Origin of the sequence: Pseudomonas sp. NPDC077649, assembly GCF_044542855.1 — a bacterium.
Lineage (GTDB): Bacteria > Pseudomonadota > Gammaproteobacteria > Pseudomonadales > Pseudomonadaceae > Aquipseudomonas.
In genome coordinates, this window is sequence record NZ_JBITVF010000003.1 from 32,673 (window position 1) to 53,429 (window position 20,757).

Sequence of the window (20,757 nt, forward strand, 5' to 3'; positions counted from 1 at the left end):
CAGAGGCCGTCCAGGCACCTGAGCTAGAGCCCGCTTCATCGGAGCAGGCACGATGCGCAGCAAACCGGATGGCTTTTCAGCCCGACAGCTCGAGAACGCCCATATGCAGCTTTCCTCGCTCACCGCGGTTTCCCCCGTCGACGGCCGCTACGCCGGCAAAACCAGCGCCCTGCGCCCCATCTTCAGCGAATACGGCCTGATCCGTAGCCGCGTGCTGGTCGAAGTGCGCTGGCTGCAGCGCCTGGCCGCCCACGAAGGCATCGCCGAAGTCGCGTCCTTCTCCGCCGAAGCCAACGCCCTGCTCAACCAGCTGGCGGAGAACTTCGCCGTCGAGCACGCCGAGCGCGTCAAGGAAATCGAGCGCACTACCAACCACGACGTCAAGGCGGTGGAATACCTGCTCAAGGAGCAGGCCGCCAAGCTGCCGGAACTGGACAAGGTCAGCGAGTTCATCCACTTCGCCTGCACCAGCGAGGACATCAACAACCTGTCCCACGCCCTGATGCTGCGCGAAGGCCGCGACACCGTGCTGCTGCCGCTGATGCAGCAGCTGGCCGACGCCATCCGTGAACTGGCGGTGAAGTTCGCCGAGGTGCCGATGCTGTCGCGCACCCACGGCCAGCCGGCCTCGCCGACCACCCTGGGCAAGGAACTGGCCAACGTGGTCTACCGCCTGGAGCGGCAGATCGCCCAGGTCGCTGCGGTGCCGCTGCTGGGCAAGATCAACGGCGCCGTGGGCAACTACAACGCCCACCTGTCCGCTTACCCGGCCATCGACTGGGAAGCCAACGCCCGCCAGTTCATCGAAGGCGACCTGGGCCTGACCTTCAACCCCTACACCACCCAGATCGAGCCGCACGACTACATCGCCGAGCTGTTCGACGCCATCGCCCGTTTCAACACCATCCTCATCGACTTCGACCGCGACGTCTGGGGCTACATCTCCCTCGGTTACTTCAAGCAGAAGACCGTGGCCGGCGAGATCGGCTCCTCGACCATGCCGCACAAGGTCAACCCGATCGACTTCGAAAATTCCGAAGGCAACCTCGGCATCGCCAACGCGATCTTCCAGCACCTGGCCAGCAAGCTGCCGATCTCCCGCTGGCAGCGCGACCTGACCGACTCCACCGTGCTGCGCAACCTCGGTGTCGGCTTCGCCCACAGCGTGATCGCCTACGAAGCCAGCCTCAAGGGAATCAGCAAGTTGGAGCTCAATGCTCAGCGTATTGCTGAAGATCTGGACGCCTGCTGGGAAGTGCTCGCCGAGCCGATCCAGACCGTCATGCGCCGCTACGCCATCGAGAACCCCTACGAGAAGCTCAAGGAGCTGACCCGCGGCAAGGGCATCAGCCCCGAGGCGCTGCTGGCCTTTATCGACGGCCTGGACATGCCGGCCGAGGCCAAGGCCGAGCTCAAGCAACTCACCCCGGCCCGCTACATCGGCAACGCGGTGGCCCAGGCCCAGCGCATCTGATCCGCACCAGCCTCGAGGACGCCCGGCTGAGCCGGGCGTTTTTGTTTTAAGGTTTTTTTCTATTTCAAGGGCTTACTGATGAATCCTGATACTCCGCTGCAACTGCTGGGTGGCCTCACAGCCCGTGAATTCCTGCGCGACTACTGGCAGAAGAAACCGCTGCTGGTGCGCCAGGCCGTGCCCGGCTTCGAAAGCCCGATCAGCCCGGACGAGCTGGCCGGCCTGGCCCTGGAGGAAGAAGTCGAGTCGCGCCTGGTCATCGAGCACGGCGAACGCCCCTGGGAACTGCAACGCGGCCCCTTCGCCGAGGACAGCTTCCAGAACCTGCCCGAGCGCGACTGGACCCTGCTGGTGCAGGCGGTCGACCAGTTCGTCCCGGAAGTGGCCGAACTGCTGGAGGACTTCAAGTTCCTGCCCAAGTGGCGCATCGACGACCTGATGATCAGCTTCGCCGCGCCCGGCGGCGGCGTCGGCCCGCATTTCGACAACTACGACGTTTTCCTGCTGCAGGGTTACGGTCATCGCCGCTGGCAGATCGGCCAGATGTGCGACTCCGACAGCCCGCTGCTGCCCCACGCCGATCTGAAGATCCTGGCCGAATTCGAACCAACCGATGAATGGGTGCTGGCACCCGGCGACATGCTCTACCTGCCGCCGCGCCTCGCCCACTGTGGCACCGCTGAGGATGATTGCATGACTTATTCCGTGGGTTTCCGCGCGCCGAGCGCCGCCGAAGTCCTGACCCATTTCACCGATTTTCTCGGCCAGTTCCTCCCCGACGAGGAGCGTTACAGTGACGCCGATATCCAGCCGAGCGAGGATCCCAACCAGATCCAGCGCGACGCCCTGGAGCGCCTGAAGGCCCTGCTCAACGAGCACATGAGCGACGAGCGCCTGCTGATGACCTGGTTCGGCCAGTTCATGACCGAGCCCAAGTATCCGGAGCTGGTCGCCGGCATCGAGATCGGTGAAGAAGAATTTCTCGGCAGCCTGGAAGACGGCGCCGTGATCATCCGCAACCCCAGCGCGCGCATGGCCTGGTCGGAAGTCGGCGAGGATCTGGTGCTGTTCGCCAGCGGCCAGAGCCGCCTGGTGTCGGCGCGCCTGCGCGAGCTGCTCAAGCTGATCTGCAGCGCCGATGCGTTACATATCGATAACCTTGGCGCCTGGCTGGCCGATGACGAGGGGCGTACCCTGCTCTGGGAACTGGTCAAGCAAGGTAGTCTGGGGTTCGCCGATGAGTGAGATCCGAGTTCGCGTCGCGGACTGGCATAAGGACAACGCCGAGCTGCGGCGTATCCGCGAAAGCGTGTTCGTCGCCGAACAGGCCGTGCCGCCGGAGCTGGAATGGGACGCCGAAGACGCCGAAGCGGTGCATTTTCTCGCCGAGGAAGGCGACTACGCCGTGGGCACCGCGCGCCTGCTGCCGGACGGCCATATCGGCCGCGTCTCGGTACTCAAGGACTGGCGCGGCCTCAAGGTCGGCGAGGCGTTGATGCAGGCGGTGATCGCGGAAGCGGAAAAACGCGGCCTGGATCGGCAAATGCTCAGCGCCCAGGTGCACGCCACGCCGTTCTATGAAAGGCTAGGCTTCCAGATAGTCAGCGGCGAGTACCTCGACGCCGGCATCCCGCACGTGGACATGGTGCGCACCCGCCAGTAGAGGCCGCAATGGACGACCAAGACGCCCCGCTCGAGACGAGCGATACCCCGCAGCCGGCCGAGCTCGCGGCTATCGAGTTCGAATCGCCGGGGCGTTTTGCCGTGCACAACCCCGAGCCGGCGACGGCGGACGCCCCGCAATGGGAGCCGGCGCCCTTCGTCCTCGGCGCTCACGAGCGCCTGGAGCGCTTCAGCCAGCCACAGCAGGCGCGTGCCCATGTGCTGGCGCTGATCCAGCAGGCGCAGCGCAGCCTGTGCCTGTACAGCGACGACCTGGAACCCTGGCTCTACCATCACGGCAGCGTGCAGCAGGCCTGCACCCGCTTCCTTCTGGCCAGTCCGCGCGCGCGCCTGCGCATCCTCGTGCGCGACCCGACCCGCGCGGTCAAGGAGGGGCATCGCCTGCTCGGCCTGTCGCGGCGCTTGTCCTCCAACCTGCATATCCGCAAACTCAACCCGGATTATCCCAGTGAAGAACTGGCCTACCTGATCGCCGACGACCAGGGCCTGCTGCTGCGCCCCGAGCTCGGCCAGCAGGCCGGCTACGCCCTGTACCGCGACCCGGCGCGGGTGCGACAGCGCCAGGCGCAGTTCAACCAGGCCTGGGATACCAGCATCAGCGATCCCGATCTGCGGAGTTTCCTGCTATGACCCTGCGTGCCCTGCTCGCCGCCCTGCTTCTCGGCCTGTGCCTGCCGCTGCAGGCGGCCACCGAGGTGATCCCGCTCAATTACCGCACGGCCGACGAGGTGATCGGCGTCGTGCAGTCGGTGCTGGGCAACGAGGGCCGGGTCAGCCCCTACGGCAACCAGCTGATCGTCAACGCCTCGCCGGCCAAGATCGACGAGGTGCGCCAGTTGCTGGAGCAGCTCGACACTCGCCCGCGACGCCTGCTGATCAGCGTGGAGAGCAGCGACAGCAACTACCAGAGCGACCGCGGCTACCGGGTCGACGGCAGCCTCAGCGCCGGCGACGCCGAGGTGCAGGTCGGCCGCGGCGAAGTGGGTGGCCGCGACCAGGTGCGCATCATCCGCCGCAGCACCGACAGCCGCGGCGGCGGTACCCAGCAGGTGCAAGCCACCGAGGGCTATCCGGCGCTGATCCAGGTCGGCCAGAGCGTGCCGCTGACCACCACCAGCACCGGCCCCTACGGCCAGGTCTACCAGAACACCCAGTACCGCGATGTGACCCGCGGCTTCTATGTCACCGCCACCCTCTCCGGCGAGCTGGTGCACGTCAGCATCAGCAGCCAGCGCGACCGCCTCAACGCCCACCGTCCCGGCGTGATCGACGTGCAGAGCACCGACACCCGGGTCAGCGGCCGCCTCGGCGAATGGATCACCCTCGGCGGGGTCAACGAGGACACCGCCTCCAGCAGCCGCGACATCCTCCAGCGACGCACCACCCAGGGCCGCGAAGACATGACCCTGCGCCTGAAGGTCGAAGCCCTCGACTGACCCCGACCAAAGTCGCAACCCCTCGCCGCTTTCGACCAATGGACAGCCCCCGCAATCCCGCGCAAAGCTGGAAACGCCCGCACCAGAGGGTTTCCGCCATGACCAGCCGGTCGTCTTGAGAATATGTAGTAGTCTAAAAAAACCACTACAAAACGTTTGACGAAGCTTTTGCCGAGAGGCATGATGGCCTCGCTCCCGCTAGCCAGGGGTCCTGAAAAGGATCTCCAGATCGCCAACGAAGCACTTCGTAGCGGTCCGTGTCCCAACAGCCCACAAGGCCGTACGACGAGGTTGCGACTGGAACGAAGTTGTCCTGAGGGACGGGGAAGCGTTTAGCGTCAGACAGATCGACAGCCCGGCAGGTGCCCAAGGTTTCCACGAGCCGACCGGCCCACGCCAAGCGCCCGAACTGTTCGCCACATCCCCCCTCCTCGCGGTCAATCCTCACCCCAGCCGTTTTCTCGCCGTCAAAGTGGAAGCCTCCCGCAGCCGCTGCATCCGTGCACGCATTGAGTGGGTAGTCGGTGCTCAACCAACACATTTTTTGAAGGATTGACCATGTCCGCATATCAAAACGACATCAAGGCTGTAGCCGCTCTGAAAGAGAAGTTCGGCAGCAGCTGGAGCGCTATCAACCCCGAGTCCGTCGCCCGTATGCGCGCTCAGAACCGTTTCAAGACCGGTCTGGAAATCGCTCAGTACACCGCTGACATCATGCGCAAGGACATGGAAGAGTACGACGCCGACTCCTCCGTCTACACCCAGTCGCTGGGCTGCTGGCACGGCTTCATCGGTCAGCAGAAGCTGATCTCGATCAAGAAGCACCTGAAGACCACCAACAAGCGCTACCTCTACCTGTCCGGCTGGATGGTCGCCGCCCTGCGCTCCGACTTCGGCCCGCTGCCGGACCAGTCGATGCACGAGAAGACCGCCGTCTCCGACCTGATCGAAGAGCTGTACACCTTCCTGCGTCAGGCCGACAGCCGCGAGCTGGACCTGCTGTTCACCGCCCTGGACGCCGCTCGTGACGCTGGCGACCACGCCAAGGCGGCCGAGATCCAGAAGCAGATCGACAACTACGAAACCCACATCGTGCCGATCATCGCCGACATCGACGCTGGCTTCGGTAACCCGGAAGCCACCTACCTGCTGGCCAAGCGCATGATCGAAGCCGGCGCCTGCTGCATCCAGATCGAGAACCAGGTTTCCGACGAGAAGCAGTGCGGCCACCAGGACGGTAAAGTGACCGTTCCGCACGCCGACTTCCTCGCCAAGATCGCTGCCGTTCGCTACGCCTTCCTCGAGCTGGGCATCGACAACGGCGTGATCGTTGCGCGTACCGACTCCCTGGGCGCCGGCCTGACCAAGCAGATCGCCGTGACCAAAGAGCCGGGCGACCTGGGCGACCTGTACAACAGCTTCCTCGATTGCGAAGAAGTGTCCGCTGCCGAGCTGGGCAACGGCGACGTGGTGATCAACCGCGGTGGCAAGCTGCTGCGTCCGAAGCGCCTGCCGTCCAACCTGTTCCAGTTCCGTGCCGGCACCGGCGAAGACCGCTGCGTCCTGGACTGCATCACCAGCCTGCAGAACGGCGCCGACCTGCTGTGGATCGAAACCGAGAAGCCGCACGTTGGCCAGATCAAGGCCATGGTTGACCGCATCCGTGAAGTCATCCCGAACGCCAAGCTGGTTTACAACAACAGCCCGTCCTTCAACTGGACCCTGAACTTCCGTCAGCAGGTGTTCGACGCCATGGTTGCCGAAGGCAAGGACGTTTCCGCCTACGACCGCGCCAAGCTGATGAGCGTCGAGTACGACGAAACCGAACTGGCCCAGATCGCCGACGAGAAGATCCGCACCTTCCAGCGCGACGGTTCGGCCCACGCCGGCATCTTCCACCACCTGATCACCCTGCCGACCTACCACACCGCCGCGCTGTCCACCGACAACCTGGCCAAGGGCTACTTCGCCGACCAGGGCATGCTGGCCTACGTCAAGGGCGTACAGCGTCAGGAACTGCGCCAGGGCATCGCCTGCGTCAAGCACCAGAACATGGCTGGCTCCGACATCGGCGACAACCACAAGGAGTACTTCGCTGGCGAAGCTGCTCTGAAGGCGAGCGGTAAAGACAACACCATGAACCAGTTCCACTAAGAACGGTTCCCCCGCTGCGGGCCACGCACCCGCAGCGTCTCGTTTGCCTAATCCGCCCCGGCCTTGCCGGGGCTTTTTTATGCCTGAGTCGCGGGCCGCCGCGGTCGTGCGCAGCGCTGCCGCTGGCAACGACTGGTGCGCACGGCGCCCCTACGGCCCGCCCTCCGGGCAGATTTGTGCAGCAGCGCACAGCCGTTGTCACTTTCCCGTCGTCTTGCTTGGTTAGCGTCATGGCTCCGTCGATCCGCCTCAGGAGCCCCCCATGCGCAATGAACACGAGCAAGACGTGCTATTCGGCAACGGCGACGAGCCGCTCAGCAACGCCTCCGCCAATCCCCATATCAACGAGTTGATCGAAGCCGGCCTGAGCCGCCGCCAGGTGGTCGCCGGCGGCGCCGCACTCGGCGTCATGGGCTTTCTCGGCGTGGCCCTGCCCGGCAGCGCCGAGGCCGCCGGCAACCCGCTCAAGGAGCTGCTCGAGCGCCTGGACAAGCGTGGCAGGCGCCTGCCGTTCAGCCCGGTGGCGGTGACCCGCGCCGACACCATCAGCGTGCCGCCCGGCTACAAGGCCACGCCCTTCATTCCCTGGGGTACGCCGATCCGCGGCAGCTTTCCGGCCTTTCTCGACAACGCCGGCAACAGCGCCGCCGACCAGGCCGACCAGGTCGGCATGCATCACGACGGCATGCACTTCTTCCCCATCGACGGCCAGCGCGGCGGCGGTCGCAACAGCGACCACGGTCTGCTGGTGCTCAACCACGAGTACATCGACGCGCCGCTGCTGCATCCCAACGGCCCGAGCCTGGTGAACGGCAAGCGCAGCAGCGCCGACGAGGTGCGCAAGGAAATCAACGCCCATGGCGCCTCGGTGGTGGAAGTGCGCCGTGTGCGCGGCCAATGGGAGGTGCTGCCCAGCGCGCGCAACCGCCGCATCACCGGCGCCACGCCGATGCAGATCGGCGGCCCGGCGCGCGGCCACGCCCTGCTCCGGACCCGCTACAGCCCCGACGGCACCGCCACCCGCGGCACCCTGAACAACTGCGCCAACGGCTTCACGCCCTGGGGCACCTACCTGACCTGCGAGGAGAACTGGGCCGGCTACTTCGCCAGTGGCGACGCCGAGCGCCCGCGTGAACTGACCCGCTACGGCGTCGGCAGCGCCAGCCGCTACGGCTGGGATCACCTGGCCGGCGACGAATTCCAGCGCTTCAACGCCACCCGCCTGGCCGCCGAGGCCACAGGCGACTACCGCAACGAGCCCAACCACTTCGGCTGGATCGTCGAGATCGACCCCTTCGCCCCGGAATCCACCCCGGTCAAGCGCACCGCGCTGGGTCGCTTCGCCCACGAGGGCCTGGTGTTCGCCCCGGTCAAACCGGGCCGGCCGGTGGTCTGCTATTCCGGCGACGACTCGCAGAACGAGTACATCTACAAATTCGTCAGCCGCGGCAAGTACCTGCCGGGGCGCAGCAACGGCAGCCTGCTCGACGAGGGCACCCTCTACGTGGCGCGCTTCAAGGCCGACGGCCAAGGCGAATGGCTGGCGCTGGATATCCAGGACAAGGCCTTCCAGGCCGCCTGCCAGGCCGCCGGAGTGAGCTTCGCCGACCAGGGCGAGGTGCTGATCAATACCCGCCTGGCTGCCGACATCGTCGGTGCCACCAAGATGGATCGCCCGGAATGGGGCGCGGTCAACCCGCACAACGGCGAGGTTTACTTCACCCTCACCAACAACAGCTCACGCACCGTCGCCGATGCCGCCAACCCGCGTCCGGCCAACGCCTACGGCCATATCATCCGCTGGCGCGAACTGAGCCGCGACTACGCCGGCCGCGCGTTCGCCTGGAGCCTGTTCCTGCTGGCCGGCCCGGAAGGCGACAGCCTGGATGTCAACGGCAAGCCGCTGAGCGCCGACAACCGCCTGGCCAGCCCGGACGGCCTGTGGTTCGACGACGATGGCCGACTGTGGATCCAGACTGACATGAGCGGCAGCCAGCTGGCCAGCGGCCCGTTCGGCAACAACCAGATGCTGGTAGCCGACCCGCGTACCGGCGAGATGAAGCGCTTTTTGGTCGGCCCGGTGGGTTGCGAAGTCACCGGCATCGCCGCCACCCCGGACTTCCGCACCCTGTTCGTCAATATCCAGCACCCGGGTGAAGGCTCCACCCCCACCAACTTCCGCAGCACCTGGCCGGACGGCCCCGGCCGCCGCCCGCGCTCGGCCACCGTGATCGTCACCCGCGACGACGGCAAACCGCTGCTGTAAGCCCCCGGCGCCCTCTCATGCAACTGAGAGGGCGCCCTCCTTGCTCGCGCACGGGCAAAGCGCGGCGACAGCTTCTACGCTGAAAGCGCCATTCGACTCGCGCAAGGAGTGCCCATGCCCCGCGCCACCCTGCTGCTCGGCTGCTGTCTCGTTCTCGCCAGCGCGGCGCTGACCTGGTACTGGCAGCGTCCGCCCGCGCCGGCTCGACTCGACCCGGCTGCCGTGCCGCCCGCCCCGCCCGCAGCCGCACCCTCCAGCGCCGCGAGCGCCCAGTCGGTCAGCGCCGAACAGCTGCAATGGCTGGCGGCCCCAGAGGTTCGGGCACAACAGCAGCGTCTGGCCTTTCATAACCGCTACCGCGACTTTATCGCGCAGGCCGGGCAACTGGACGCTGCCGCCCGCGCCGCCGAAGCCCGAGCACTGGGCGAGCGCATCGACGCGCTGGAGCGCCAGGGCGAGCTGGCCCTGAGCGAGGCGCTACTGCTGCAGGTGGCGCTGATCAAGGCGGACAGCCCGGACGAAGCCGAGCAGAAGGCCCGCGGCGAGGCGCTGGTGCGCCGCTACCAGGCCCTCAGCGCCGAGCGCGAGGCGCGTCTGGCGCAGCGCCGCGACCCGAACTTCGAACGCTACAAGGCCGAGGAGCGACGCATAGTCGAGGACGTGCTGGCCCTGCAGGACATCCCCGACGGCCTCAGCCGCGATCAGTACCTGCGCCAGCGCCTGCAGGAAGCGCGCGAGCGCAGCTATCAGTAGTCCACGCCAAGGAGGCGTCATGCACTGCAGCCCTTAATCCTGTCCATCACTGCTCGTCGCCTGCCCTCTCAGCAGGCGGTAGACATGCAATGGACAATCGCATCAGCCAAAAGGACTAACCACATGCCACTCAACGCAAACATCATTCTCGCTGGCGACTTGGACAGGTACGTTCTTTCCGGGGACGACACTCACGCCATTAACGAGGTTTACAGCCGTATATCCAAGCAAGGCACGGACTTCCTGGGCGCGCTTGACTCAGATGCAAGTCTCGGCAGAGAAACCGGTTTGCGGCACTGGACCAGCAAAAGCTACAAGCGAACGATTTTCTTCCGGGCAGGCAACACGGGTGGAAATTGGACGATGACCGTTTATGGCCACGGCAAGCACTACGGGACGGGCAACAAGAAGTACAACCTGTTCACTTGGGAACATGGAAACAAACAAAAGGTGTACGGCTTCTAACCACTGGGAACAGCCGGCAGATAACGCCCGAGAACATCTGAAAGAGATCGCAGGCAGGATCGGCAATAACACCGACCCTGCCGCCATAATCCGCGAATGCTCGCATATCACCTCAAGCGGCCACTACCGGGGCGCCATTCAGAGCACCTGATCCAGCAGGTAGTACAGCAGGTTGAACGGCTTGCTGCGGTCGGCCACATCGCTGCTTTCCGAGGCGTCCAGCACCTGGCCGCTGCCGTCCAACACGCTGCCGACGAAGTGATCCAGCTGCAGGTTCTGCTCCTGGATATCGGCGTTGGCGAACTCGATGATGCTGGTGCAGTGGCTTTCATTGACCCCGCGGTATTGCGGGAAGTAGCCGCCGACGTTGCCCAGGTTGGCCAGTTGGCCGCGCAGGCGCGCGGTGTCGGTGGCCCAGCGCTGCTTGATCAGCGCCTCCCTGGCGGCCTGGTTCGGCGCGTTGACGATCTCCGGGTAGAAGCGCTCGTAGGAGTAGGACGAATAGTTCAGGTCCTGCCAGAAATGGGTGTGGCCCATGCGGTCGCCCGGCAGTTGGCTCGACAGCGCCGGATACAGGCTGCCCAGATCGCCGGGATTGAAGCCCGGCAGCAGCGCCTGCAGGTAATTCAGCGGCCCGCCGCTCTGATCGAGGCCCCAGGCCTGACGGATCAGGGTCTGCAGCGGATAGGACGGATAGCTCTGGTTGTCGCCGGCCAGGGCGCTGTACACCGGGCCGGAATCGTTGATCAGGTAGCCGCGGTTCGGCGCCATGTCCTGGCGTAGGTTGGCGTAGTTGGTCAGGCTGCCGGCGCCGCCGGCGCTGCAGCCGGTGGCGAGCATCTGCGTTGGCCGCGGCAGGTTGTCCTTGAGCCAGCCGACCACCGCGCGCATGTTGCGCAGGCCGTTGTGATGCCACACCAGCGGCGGTTGCTGACCCTGCGGGTCCTGGTACACCGCCACCTTGTCGCCGGAGTAGATATCGCCGGTGCAATAGGGCACGTAGACCATGTTCCAGTTCTGCGTCTTCACCCGCGTCCAGGGGTGCAGGCGTACGACGAAGGGGCTGACCAGGCTGGCGCCGGGATTGAGCAGCGACATGTAGTCGTCGGCGATGCCGTTGGGGTTGCGCGCGCCGCGGATGCCGCTCTGCCCGCTGCAGCTGGCATGGTCCCAGCAGGCGCCGCCGCCTTCGAGGTAGATGATGGTGTTGCGGGTATTCGGCACGCGGTTGACGAAGAACTTGTAGGGCGAGCCGTTGCCACAGACCGCGCCGGTCTGCGGCGCCATCCGGATGGTCTGCCAGCCGTAGTAGTTGCCGGGCGTGAAACCGCTGTTGAAGTCGGCCGGATTGGCCAGCAGCGGATACAGGCCGGTGCGCTGCGCCGGCGTCACCGGATTGTCGGCCTTGGGCGGCGACACCAGGTTGCTCAGGGTCTGCCAGAAGTTGTAATCGCCCGGCTCGGCCTGGAGCGGTGCGGCCAGGACGAGCAACAGGGCGGTGGGTAGCAGTCGCTGCAGGGACAGGGCAACGGGCATGGCGATTCCCTCATCTTGTCGTTTTGCTTGAGGGTCGGCATGCCGAGGCAGCGGCAACTACGCAGACCCCGTCGTCATCGGGTGCTGCTCGATCACCGTGGATCGTCGCCGGCTCGGCGATTCATGCACGCTAGTCCAAGAAAATCGTCGACGACAAAGACCAGACATATCGATTCGAGATAATTACTCAAATTTTAATTATTCATCGCTATTTGAATCGCCGGCGAAGTGCAACTAAGGCCCGCCCGACAGTTGCAACTTATTCTCATCGAATTCGTTTCAAGCAATTGTCAGCGGCGCCCTGAAAGCCCCGCCAATTCGGGCCCCTGGACCAAATTAAAATTTATACCGGCGCAACTGGATAACTGCGCCTAGCATTTAAATCACTTGGGTACGCCAAGTTGGTTCGCCGCCATGGGTCTGCCGGGCCCTGCACGCACAGCCTCGGCGCAGGCGACAGCCCGCACGAAGGCAGCGCGATAACCCGGCGCACGGCAGCGATATTCAGCTACGGGGGTAAGGCATGAGCGGAGCGTTCGCCCAGCACTGGGCGCTGGCGGTGTTCCTCCTCGCGGTGGGCGGCCTGTGCGCCTTCATGCTCGGCGTATCCAGCCTGCTCGGCGGCAAGGCCTGGGGGCGCAGCAAGGAGGAACCCTTCGAGTCCGGCATCGTGCCCACCGGCAGCGCGCGACTGCGCTTCTCCGCCAAGTTCTACCTGGTGGCCATGCTCTTCGTGATCTTCGACGTCGAGGCGCTGTTCCTCTTCGCCTGGGCCATCGCCGTGCGCGAAAGCGGTTGGGCCGGGCTGATCGAGGCCGCCGTGTTCATCCTCATCCTACTCGCCGGGCTGCTCTACCTGTGGCGCGTCGGCGCCCTGGACTGGGCCCCCGAGGCACGCCGCCGGCGCCTCGGCGCACGCAAACCCTGAGGTCATCGCGATGCAATACAAGCTCACCCGCATCGATCCCGACGCCCCCGGCAGCCGCTACCCCATGGGCGAGCGCGAGCTGGTCGACGACCCGCTGGCCGGCCAGGTGCACCGCAACGTCTTCATGGGCCGCCTCGAGCAGGTGCTGCACCAGACGGTCAACTGGGGCCGCAAGAACTCGCTGTGGCCCTACAACTTCGGCCTGTCGTGCTGCTACGTGGAGATGACCACGGCCTTCACCGCGCCGCACGACATCGCCCGCTTCGGTGCCGAGGTGATCCGCGCCTCGCCGCGCCAGGCCGATTTCATGGTGGTGGCCGGCACCTGCTTCATCAAGATGGCGCCGATCATCCAGCGTCTGTATGAACAGATGCTCGAACCCAAGTGGGTGATCTCCATGGGCTCGTGCGCCAATTCCGGCGGCATGTACGACATCTACTCGGTGGTCCAGGGCGTCGACAAGTTCCTCCCGGTGGACGTCTACGTGCCGGGTTGCCCGCCGCGCCCGGAGGCCTTCCTGCAGGGCCTGATGCTGCTGCAGCAGTCCATCGGCGAGGAACGCCGGCCGCTGTCCTGGGTGGTCGGCGATCAGGGCGTGTACCGCGCCGAGATGCCCTCGCAGCGCGAGAAAAATCGCGCCGAGCGTATCCAGGTCACCCAGTTGCGCAGCCCGGACGAGATCTGATGAGCACCAGCAGCGCCCGCCTCGCCCCCTCTCCCGCCGGCCACGACGACGTGGTCACCGAGCTGCAGGCGCTGTTCGGCGCCGACGCCTTCGTGGTGCAGGCGACCCGCACCGGCATGCCGGTGCTCTGGCTCGGCCGCGAGCGCCTGCCGGCGGTGCTGCGCGCCCTGCGCCAGCTGCCGCGCCCCTACCTGATGCTGTACGACCTGCACGCCATGGACGAGCGCCTGCGCACCAAGCGCGAAGGCCTGCCGGCGGCAGACTTCAGCGTGTTCTACCACCTGCTGTCGATCGAGCGAAACAGCGATGTACTGCTCAAGGTCGCCCTCGCCGAAGACGACCTCAGCCTGCCCAGCGCCACCGCCATCTGGCCCAACGCCAACTGGTACGAGCGCGAGGTGTGGGACATGTTCGGCATCCGCTTCGACGGCCACCCGCACCTGACCCGCCTGCTGATGCCACCGACCTGGCAGGGCCACCCGCTACGCAAGGACTACCCGGCGCGCGCCACCGAGTTCGACCCCTTCAGCCTGGATGCGGCCAAGCAGGACCTGGAACAGGAGGCGCTGCGCTTCAACCCCGAGGACTGGGGCATGCAGCGTCACGGCGCCCACGAGGACTTCATGTTCCTCAACCTCGGCCCCAACCACCCCTCGGCCCACGGCGCCTTCCGCATCATCCTGCAACTGGACGGCGAGGAGATCGTCGACTGCGTGCCGGAGATCGGCTACCACCACCGCGGCGCCGAGAAGATGGCCGAGCGGCAGAGCTGGCACAGCTTCATCCCCTATACGGATCGGATCGATTACCTCGGCGGGGTGATGAACAACCTGCCCTACGTGCTGGCGGTGGAGAAGCTGGCCGGCATCCGCGTGCCGGAGCGGGTCGAGGTGATCCGCGTAATGCTCGCCGAGTTCTTCCGCATCAACAGTCACCTGCTGTTTCTCGGCACCTACATCCAGGACGTCGGCGCCATGACCCCGGTGTTCTTCACCTTCAGCGACCGCCAACGCGCCTACCAGGTGATCGAGGCCATCACCGGTTTCCGCATGCACCCGGCCTGGTACCGCATCGGCGGGGTCGCCCACGACCTGCCGCGCGGCTGGGACAAGCTGGTGCGCGAGTTCGTCGACTGGCTGCCCAAACGCCTGGACGAGTACCAGAAGGCCGCGCTGGACAACAGCATCCTGCGCGGACGCACCGTCGGCGTGGCCGCCTACAACACTCGCCAGGCCCTGGACTGGGGCGTCACCGGCTCGGGCCTGCGCGCCACCGGACTGGACTTCGACCTGCGCAAGGCGCGCCCCTACTCCGGCTACGAGCGCTTCGACTTCGAGGTGCCGCTGACCGCCAACGGCGACGCCTTTGATCGCTGCATCATCCGCGTCGAGGAGATGCGCCAGAGCCTGCGCATCATCGAGCAGTGCCTGCACAACATGCCCGCCGGCCCCTACAAGGCCGACCACCCGCTGACCACGCCGCCGCCCAAGGAGCGCACGCTGCAGCATATCGAGACGCTGATAACCCACTTCCTCCAGGTGTCCTGGGGCCCGGTGATGCCCGCCGGCGAGAGCCTGCAGATGATCGAGGCAACCAAGGGCATCAACAGCTATTACTTAACCAGCGACGGCAGCACCATGAGCTACCGCACGCGCATCCGCACCCCGAGCTTCGCCCATCTGCAGCAGATACCGGCGGTGATCAGGGGCAGTATGGTGGCGGACCTGATCGCCTACCTGGGCAGTATCGATTTCGTTATGGCCGACGTGGATCGCTAATCACATGAGCCAGACTGACCTGATCCAGACCGACCGCTTCGTCCTCAGCGCCGCCGAGCAGGCGGCCATCGAGCACGAACGCGAGCACTACGAAGACCCGCGCGCGGCCTCGATCGAGGCGCTGAAGATCGTCCAGCAGCAGCGCGGCTGGGTACCGGACGGCGCCATCGCCGCCATCGGCGAGTTGCTCGGCATTCCCGCCAGCGACGTCGAGGGCGTCGCCACCTTCTACAGCCAGATCTTCCGCCAGCCGGTCGGCCGCCACCTGATCCGCGTGTGCGACAGCATGACCTGCTACGTCGCCGGCCACGAAGCGCTGCTCGCCCACCTGGCCCGGCGCCACGGCCTGACGCCGGGCCAGACCAGCGGCGACGGCCGCTTCACCCTGCTGCCGGTGTGCTGCCTGGGCAACTGCGACAAGGCACCGGCGCTGATGATCGACGAGCAGACCTTCGGCGAGGTCGCGGTGGAGCGCCTCGATGCCCTGCTGGAGGCCTTTGAATGAGCCGCCTGCCCTCCTTCGCCCCGGCCAACCAAGTCGTGCGCCCGGCCGAGACCCATCCGCTGACCTGGCGCCTGCGCGACGACGGCGAGCCGGTTTGGCTGGAGGAATACCGCGCCAAGGGCGGCTATGGGGCGGCCCGCCGTGCGCTGCTGGAGCTGGCCCCCGCGGACATCGTCCAGCAGGTCAAGGATTCCGGACTCAAGGGTCGCGGCGGCGCCGGTTTTCCCACCGGGGTGAAATGGGGGCTGATGCCGGCCGACGAGGCGCTGAAGGTGCGCTACCTGCTGTGCAACGCCGACGAGATGGAGCCCAACACCTGGAAGGACCGCCTGCTGATGGAGCAGCTGCCGCACCTGCTGGTCGAGGGCATGCTGATCGCCGCCCGCGCGCTCAAGGCCGGGCGCGGCTACATCTTCCTGCGCGGCGAATACGTCGAGTGCGCCCAGCACCTGCGCCGCGCCATCGCCGAGGCGCAAGCCGCCGGCCTGCTCGGGCGCAATATCCTGGGCAGCGGCTTCGACCTAGAACTCTTCGTGCATACCGGCGCCGGGCGCTACATCTGCGGCGAGGAAACCGCACTGATCAACTCGCTGGAGGGCCGCCGTGCCAACCCGCGGGCCAAGCCGCCGTTCCCCGCCACCGTGGGCGTGTGGGGCAAGCCGACTTGCGTCAACAACGTCGAGACCCTGTGCAACGTGCCGGCGATCATCGAGCACGGCGTCGACTGGTACCGCGCCCTGGCCCGCCCCGGCAGCGAGGACATGGGCAGCAAGCTGTTCGGCTTCTCCGGCAAGGTCAAGCGTCCCGGCCTCTGGGAGCTGCCGTTCGGCATCGAGGCGCGCGAACTGTTCGAGGAGCACGCCGGCGGCATGCGCCCGGGCCATCGCCTCAAGTGCTGGCAGCCGGGCGGCGCCGGCACCGGTTTCCTCCTGCCCGAGCACCTGGATGCGCCGCTGCATAGCGCCGGCATCGCCAGGTACGGCACGCGCCTGGGCACCGGCCTGGCGCTGGCGGTGGACGACTCGGTGAGCATGGTCGGCCTGCTGCGCAACATGGAGGAATTCTTCGCCCGCGAGTCCTGCGGCTTCTGCACCCCCTGCCGCGACGGCCTGCCGTGGAGCGTCAAGCTGTTGCGCGCACTGGAGCGCGGCGAAGGTCAGCCGGGCGATATCGAGACGCTGGAGCAGCTGTGCCGCTTCCTCGGCCCGGGCAAGACCTTCTGCGCCCATGCCCCGGGGGCGGTGGAGCCGCTGGCCAGCGCCCTGCAGTATTTTCGCGACGAGTTCGAGGCGGGAATCGCGCAGCGCACACGAATGCAGGCGGAAGGCGTGGGCTAGACGAATCGACTCGCGGCGCGAACCGCTTCTACGGCAAGGCAGACGACGAGGCAGCAGCAGATGGCCACCATCCATATAGACGGCAAGGCATACGAGGTCGACGGGGCGGACAACCTGCTCCAGGCCTGCCTGTCGCTCGGCCTGGACATCCCCTACTTCTGCTGGCACCCGGCGCTCGGCAGCGTCGGCGCTTGCCGCCAGTGCGCGGTCAAGCAGTTCAACGACGAGAACGACCAGCGCGGCCGCCTGGTGATGGCCTGCATGACCCCGGCCGGCAGCGCGCCATGGATATCTATCGAAGACGAAGAAGCGCGCCAGTTCCGCGAGAGCGTGGTCGAGTGGCTGATGACCAACCACCCGCACGACTGCCCGGTGTGCGAGGAAGGCGGTCACTGCCACCTGCAGGACATGACCGTGATGACCGGCCACAGCCAGCGGCGCTACCGCTTCAGCAAACGCACCCACCTCAACCAGGACCTGGGCCCCTGCATCGGCCACGAGATGAACCGCTGCATCGCCTGCTATCGCTGCGTGCGTTACTACAAGGACTATGCCGGCGGCAGCGACCTGGGCGTGTACGGCGCCCACGCCAACCTCTACTTCGGCCGCGTCGAGGACGGCACCCTGGAGAGCGAGTTCTCCGGCAACCTCACCGAGGTCTGCCCGACCGGGGTATTCACCGACAAGACCCACTCGGCGCGCTACAACCGCAAATGGGACATGCAGTTCGCCCCGAGCATCTGCCACGGCTGCTCGCTGGGCTGCAACATCAGCCCCGGCGAGCGTTACGGCGAGATCCGCCGCATCGAGAACCGCTACCACGGCGCGATCAACCACTACTTCCTCTGCGACCGCGGCCGCTTCGGCTACGGCCACGTCAACCGCGCCGACCGCCCACGGCGGCCGCAGCTGGCCGACGGCACGCAGCTCGACCTGGACGCCGGACTGGACCGCGCCGCGGCGCTGCTGGCCGGCAAACGGGTGATCGGCATCGGCTCGCCGCGCGCCAGCCTGGAGAGCAACTTCGCTCTGCGCCAGCTGGTCGGTGCGGATCACTTCTACAGCGGCATCGCCGCCGGCGAGCTGCACTGCCTGCACCTGGCCGTGCAGCTGCTGCAGCACGGCCCGCTGCCCAGCGCCAGCCTGCGCGAGATGGAAGGCTGCGACGCCGCCCTGGTGCTCGGCGAAGACCTGACCCAGAGCGCCGCGCGCATGGCCCTGGCGCTGCGCCAGATGGTCAAGGGCAAGGCCGTGCAGCTGGCCGCGTCGCTGCAGGTGCAGCCCTGGCTCGACGCCGCGGTCAAGACCATCGGCCAGCAGGAGCGCTATCCGCTGCACAGCGCCACGCCGGACGCCACCCGCCTCGACGACGTGGCCCTGCCCTGGCACGGCGCGCCGGCCGACATCGCCCGCCTCGGCTTCGCCGTGGCCCACGCCCTGGATGCCGAGGCGCCGGCGGTGCCCGAACTGGACGAAGCCACTCGCCGCCATGCCGAGCGCATCGCCGCCGACCTGCTGGCCGCCGAACGGCCGCTGCTGATCGCCGGCACCTCGCTGGGCCAGCCGGCGCTGCTGCAGGCCGCCGCCAGCATCGCCAAGGCCCTGCACGAACACGGCAAGCACGCGCGCATCGGCCTGGTGCTGGGCGAGGCCAACAGCCTGGGCCTGGCCCTGCTCGGCGGCGACTCGGCCGACGCCGCCCTGCACGCGCTGATCGACGGCAAGGCCGAGGCCGCCGTGGTGCTGGAGAACGACCTGTACCGCCGCGCCAACCATGCAGTGGTCGAGGCCGCGCTGCAGGCGGCCGGCAGCCTGCTGGTGCTCGATCACCAGCACGGCGCCACCGCCGCCTGCGCCGACCTGCTGCTGCCGGCCGCCAGCTTCGCCGAGGGCGACGGCACCCTGGTCAACCAGGAGGGCCGCGCCCAGCGCTTCTTCCAGGTGTTCGAGCCGAGCTACTACGACCCCGACTGCCTGATCCGCGAGGGCTGGCGCTGGCTGCACGCCCTGCACTGCACCCGCGACGGCCGCGCGGTGGACTGGACCCAGCTGGATCAGGTCACCGCCGCCTGCGCCGAGGCGATTCCGGCGCTGGCCGGCATAGTCGAGGCGGCGCCGTCGGCGGCATTTCGCATCAAGGGCCTCAAGCTGGCGCGCGAGCCGCACCGCTACAGCGGCCGCACCGCCATGCGCGCCAACCAGAGCGTGCACGAGCCGCGCGCGCCGCAGGACATCGACAGCGCCTTCGCCTTCTCCATGGAGGGCTACGCCGGCAGCGCCGAGCCGCGCCAGCAGGTGGCCTTCGCCTGGGCGCCGGGCTGGAACTCGCCGCAGGCCTGGAACAAGTTCCAGGACGAAGTGGGCGGCCACCTGCGTGCCGGCGACCCCGGCGTGCGCCTGCTGGAACCTTCCGGCGCGCGCCTGGACTGGTGCCACGACATTCCGCCGGCCTTCGTCGCCGAACCCGGCTGCTGGCAGCTGGTGGCGCGCCAGCAGCTGTTCGGCAGCGAGGAAACCAGCGCCCTGGCCGCGCCGATCCAGGCGCGCATGGCGCCGCCCTGCGCCACCCTGGCGCGAGCCGACGGCCAGCGCCTGGGCCTGAGCGAGGGCGCGCGGGTGCACCTGCAGATCGCCGGCGAGTCGTTCGAGCTGCCGCTGCAGCTGAGCGATCGGCTGGCCCCCGGCCTGCTCGCCCTGCCCCATGGCATCGCCGGGCTGCCGGCAGTGTTCGACGGCCTGCTGGCCGAGCGCATCGAAGAGGTGCGGCCATGAGCTGGCTCAGCCCCGAGCTGCTGGCGATCCTCAGCGCCGTGCTCAAGGCACTGGTCATCCTGGTCGCCGTGGTGCTCTGCGGCGCCCTGCTCAGCTGGGTGGAGCGGCGCCTGCTGGGGCTCTGGCAGGATCGCTACGGGCCCAACCGGGTCGGCCCGTTCGGCGCCTTCCAGCTCGGCGCGGACATGATCAAGATGTTCTTCAAGGAGGACTGGACGCCGCCGTTCGCCGACCGCCTGATCTTCACCCTGGCGCCCATAGTCGCCCTCAGCGCGCTGCTGATCGCCTTCGCCGTGGTGCCCATCACCCCTACCTGGGGCATCGCCGACCTGAATATCGGCCTGCTGTTCTTCTTCGCCATGGCCGGCCTTGCGGTCTATGCCGTGCTGTTCGCCGGCTGGTCCAGCGCCAACAAGTTCGCCCTGCTCGGCAGCCTGCGCGCCTCGGCGCAGACGGTGTCCTACGAGGTATTCATGGGCCTGGCGCTGATGGGCGTGGTGGCCCAGGCCGGCACCTTCAACCTGCGCGAGATAGTCGACTACCAGCACCAGCACCTGTGGTTCATCGTTCCGCAGTTCCTCGGCTTCTGCACCTTCTTCATCGCCGGCGTGGCGGTCACCCACCGTCATCCGTTCGACCAACCGGAGGCCGAACAGGAACTGGCCGACGGCTACCACATCGAGTACGCCGGGATGAAATGGGGGATGTTCTTCGTCGGCGAGTACATCGGCATCGTGCTGGTCTCGGCGCTGCTGGTAACGCTGTTCTTCGGCGGCTGGCACGGCCCGCTGCTGCCGCCCTTCGTCTGGTTCGCGCTGAAGACGGCGTTCTTCATCATGCTGTTCATCCTGCTGCGCGCGTCCATACCGCGGCCGCGCTACGACCAGGTGATGAACTTCAGCTGGCTGGTATGCCTGCCGCTGACCCTGCTCAACCTGCTGGTGACCGGCGCCCTGGTGCTGGTCGCGGCGGCTTAGGGAGGTTG

Annotated in this window: 17 protein-coding genes; 16 read left to right on the forward strand and 1 reads right to left on the reverse strand. The window is 66.9% G+C overall.

The window, feature by feature from the left end; all coding sequences use genetic code 11:
• Positions 1 to 103: 103 nt before the first annotated feature.
• The 9 genes from purB (at position 104) to ACIGFL_RS10510 (ending at position 10,231) form a co-directional block, all read left to right on the forward strand.
• A complete protein-coding gene (gene purB, locus ACIGFL_RS10470; protein ID WP_397497505.1) occupies positions 104 to 1,474 on the forward strand; it encodes an adenylosuccinate lyase in 1,371 nt (456 codons plus the stop codon).
• 78 nt (positions 1,475 to 1,552) lie between these two features.
• A complete protein-coding gene (locus ACIGFL_RS10475) occupies positions 1,553 to 2,719 on the forward strand; it encodes a JmjC domain-containing protein (RefSeq protein ID WP_397497129.1) in 1,167 nt (388 codons plus the stop codon).
• Entirely contained in the window at positions 2,712 to 3,137 is a 426-nt protein-coding gene (locus tag ACIGFL_RS10480; protein ID WP_397497130.1) for a GNAT family N-acetyltransferase, read from the forward strand. Before ACIGFL_RS10475 ends, ACIGFL_RS10480 begins: the two co-directional genes overlap by 8 nt.
• An 8-nt stretch (positions 3,138 to 3,145) precedes the next feature.
• On the forward strand, positions 3,146 to 3,787 hold the full coding sequence (locus ACIGFL_RS10485; RefSeq protein WP_397497131.1) for a histone acetyltransferase HPA2: 642 nt from the start codon (positions 3,146 to 3,148) through the stop codon (positions 3,785 to 3,787).
• Positions 3,784 to 4,593, forward strand: coding sequence for a secretin N-terminal domain-containing protein (locus tag ACIGFL_RS10490; protein WP_397497132.1), 810 nt, complete (start codon positions 3,784 to 3,786; stop codon positions 4,591 to 4,593). Before ACIGFL_RS10485 ends, ACIGFL_RS10490 begins: the two co-directional genes overlap by 4 nt.
• Before the next feature lie 558 nt (positions 4,594 to 5,151).
• Positions 5,152 to 6,747 carry an isocitrate lyase gene (locus tag ACIGFL_RS10495; RefSeq protein ID WP_021445845.1) on the forward strand — a complete coding sequence of 532 codons (1,596 nt, stop codon included), beginning with the start codon at positions 5,152 to 5,154 and terminating at the stop codon, positions 6,745 to 6,747.
• A gap of 262 nt (positions 6,748 to 7,009) precedes the next feature.
• Complete coding sequence (locus tag ACIGFL_RS10500; protein WP_397497133.1) at positions 7,010 to 9,013, forward strand: PhoX family protein; 2,004 nt, start codon at positions 7,010 to 7,012, stop codon at positions 9,011 to 9,013.
• A gap of 114 nt (positions 9,014 to 9,127) precedes the next feature.
• Positions 9,128 to 9,766: a hypothetical protein gene (locus ACIGFL_RS10505; protein WP_397497134.1), complete on the forward strand. Its 639-nt coding sequence runs from the start codon at positions 9,128 to 9,130 to the stop codon at positions 9,764 to 9,766.
• Positions 9,767 to 9,889: 123 nt separating this feature from the next.
• Positions 9,890 to 10,231 carry a hypothetical protein gene (locus ACIGFL_RS10510; protein WP_397497135.1) on the forward strand — a complete coding sequence of 114 codons (342 nt, stop codon included), beginning with the start codon at positions 9,890 to 9,892 and terminating at the stop codon, positions 10,229 to 10,231.
• Positions 10,232 to 10,369: 138 nt separating this feature from the next.
• On the opposite strand, the gene ACIGFL_RS10515 is transcribed toward ACIGFL_RS10510, so the two are convergent.
• Positions 10,370 to 11,767 carry a pectin acetylesterase-family hydrolase gene (locus tag ACIGFL_RS10515; RefSeq protein WP_397497136.1) on the reverse strand — a complete coding sequence of 466 codons (1,398 nt, stop codon included), beginning with the start codon at positions 11,765 to 11,767 and terminating at the stop codon, positions 10,370 to 10,372.
• Positions 11,768 to 12,290: 523 nt separating this feature from the next.
• Between ACIGFL_RS10515 and ndhC the strand changes: the two genes are divergently transcribed.
• Genes ndhC through nuoH form a run of 7 tightly spaced genes read left to right on the forward strand, consistent with a single transcriptional unit; the run spans position 12,291 to position 20,749 of the window.
• Entirely contained in the window at positions 12,291 to 12,695 is a 405-nt protein-coding gene (gene ndhC, locus ACIGFL_RS10520) for an NADH-quinone oxidoreductase subunit A (RefSeq protein WP_397497137.1), read from the forward strand.
• 10 nt (positions 12,696 to 12,705) lie between these two features.
• Positions 12,706 to 13,380 (forward strand): NADH-quinone oxidoreductase subunit B family protein, encoded by a 675-nt coding sequence (locus ACIGFL_RS10525; RefSeq protein ID WP_021442956.1) that lies wholly within the window; start codon positions 12,706 to 12,708, stop codon positions 13,378 to 13,380.
• Positions 13,380 to 15,158, forward strand: coding sequence for an NADH-quinone oxidoreductase subunit C/D (nuoC, locus tag ACIGFL_RS10530; protein ID WP_397497138.1), 1,779 nt, complete (start codon positions 13,380 to 13,382; stop codon positions 15,156 to 15,158). Before ACIGFL_RS10525 ends, nuoC begins: the two co-directional genes overlap by 1 nt.
• Positions 15,159 to 15,162: 4 nt before the next feature.
• Complete coding sequence (gene nuoE / locus ACIGFL_RS10535) at positions 15,163 to 15,663, forward strand: NADH-quinone oxidoreductase subunit NuoE (protein WP_021442954.1); 501 nt, start codon at positions 15,163 to 15,165, stop codon at positions 15,661 to 15,663.
• Positions 15,660 to 17,000 carry an NADH-quinone oxidoreductase subunit NuoF gene (nuoF, locus tag ACIGFL_RS10540; protein ID WP_397497139.1) on the forward strand — a complete coding sequence of 447 codons (1,341 nt, stop codon included), beginning with the start codon at positions 15,660 to 15,662 and terminating at the stop codon, positions 16,998 to 17,000. Before nuoE ends, nuoF begins: the two co-directional genes overlap by 4 nt.
• Before the next feature lie 60 nt (positions 17,001 to 17,060).
• Entirely contained in the window at positions 17,061 to 19,772 is a 2,712-nt protein-coding gene (gene nuoG, locus ACIGFL_RS10545; RefSeq protein ID WP_397497140.1) for an NADH-quinone oxidoreductase subunit NuoG, read from the forward strand.
• On the forward strand, positions 19,769 to 20,749 hold the full coding sequence (gene nuoH, locus ACIGFL_RS10550; RefSeq protein ID WP_397497141.1) for an NADH-quinone oxidoreductase subunit NuoH: 981 nt from the start codon (positions 19,769 to 19,771) through the stop codon (positions 20,747 to 20,749). Before nuoG ends, nuoH begins: the two co-directional genes overlap by 4 nt.
• Positions 20,750 to 20,757: the final 8 nt, after the last annotated feature.

What these genes read in the sequence shown, in the direction of transcription:
- purB (WP_397497505.1), top strand. Translation starts at nt 104, where the DNA reads ATGCAGCTTTCCTCGCTCACCGCGGTTTCCCCCGTCGACGGCCGCTAC.
- ACIGFL_RS10475 (WP_397497129.1), top strand. Translation starts at nt 1,553, where the DNA reads ATGAATCCTGATACTCCGCTGCAACTGCTGGGTGGCCTCACAGCCCGT.
- ACIGFL_RS10480 (WP_397497130.1), top strand. Translation starts at nt 2,712, where the DNA reads ATGAGTGAGATCCGAGTTCGCGTCGCGGACTGGCATAAGGACAACGCC.
- ACIGFL_RS10485 (WP_397497131.1), top strand. Translation starts at nt 3,146, where the DNA reads ATGGACGACCAAGACGCCCCGCTCGAGACGAGCGATACCCCGCAGCCG.
- ACIGFL_RS10490 (WP_397497132.1), top strand. Translation starts at nt 3,784, where the DNA reads ATGACCCTGCGTGCCCTGCTCGCCGCCCTGCTTCTCGGCCTGTGCCTG.
- ACIGFL_RS10495 (WP_021445845.1), top strand. Translation starts at nt 5,152, where the DNA reads ATGTCCGCATATCAAAACGACATCAAGGCTGTAGCCGCTCTGAAAGAG.
- ACIGFL_RS10500 (WP_397497133.1), top strand. Translation starts at nt 7,010, where the DNA reads ATGCGCAATGAACACGAGCAAGACGTGCTATTCGGCAACGGCGACGAG.
- ACIGFL_RS10505 (WP_397497134.1), top strand. Translation starts at nt 9,128, where the DNA reads ATGCCCCGCGCCACCCTGCTGCTCGGCTGCTGTCTCGTTCTCGCCAGC.
- ACIGFL_RS10510 (WP_397497135.1), top strand. Translation starts at nt 9,890, where the DNA reads ATGCCACTCAACGCAAACATCATTCTCGCTGGCGACTTGGACAGGTAC.
- ACIGFL_RS10515 (WP_397497136.1), bottom strand. Translation starts at nt 11,767, where the DNA reads ATGCCCGTTGCCCTGTCCCTGCAGCGACTGCTACCCACCGCCCTGTTG.
- ndhC (WP_397497137.1), top strand. Translation starts at nt 12,291, where the DNA reads ATGAGCGGAGCGTTCGCCCAGCACTGGGCGCTGGCGGTGTTCCTCCTC.
- ACIGFL_RS10525 (WP_021442956.1), top strand. Translation starts at nt 12,706, where the DNA reads ATGCAATACAAGCTCACCCGCATCGATCCCGACGCCCCCGGCAGCCGC.
- nuoC (WP_397497138.1), top strand. Translation starts at nt 13,380, where the DNA reads ATGAGCACCAGCAGCGCCCGCCTCGCCCCCTCTCCCGCCGGCCACGAC.
- nuoE (WP_021442954.1), top strand. Translation starts at nt 15,163, where the DNA reads ATGAGCCAGACTGACCTGATCCAGACCGACCGCTTCGTCCTCAGCGCC.
- nuoF (WP_397497139.1), top strand. Translation starts at nt 15,660, where the DNA reads ATGAGCCGCCTGCCCTCCTTCGCCCCGGCCAACCAAGTCGTGCGCCCG.
- nuoG (WP_397497140.1), top strand. Translation starts at nt 17,061, where the DNA reads ATGGCCACCATCCATATAGACGGCAAGGCATACGAGGTCGACGGGGCG.
- nuoH (WP_397497141.1), top strand. Translation starts at nt 19,769, where the DNA reads ATGAGCTGGCTCAGCCCCGAGCTGCTGGCGATCCTCAGCGCCGTGCTC.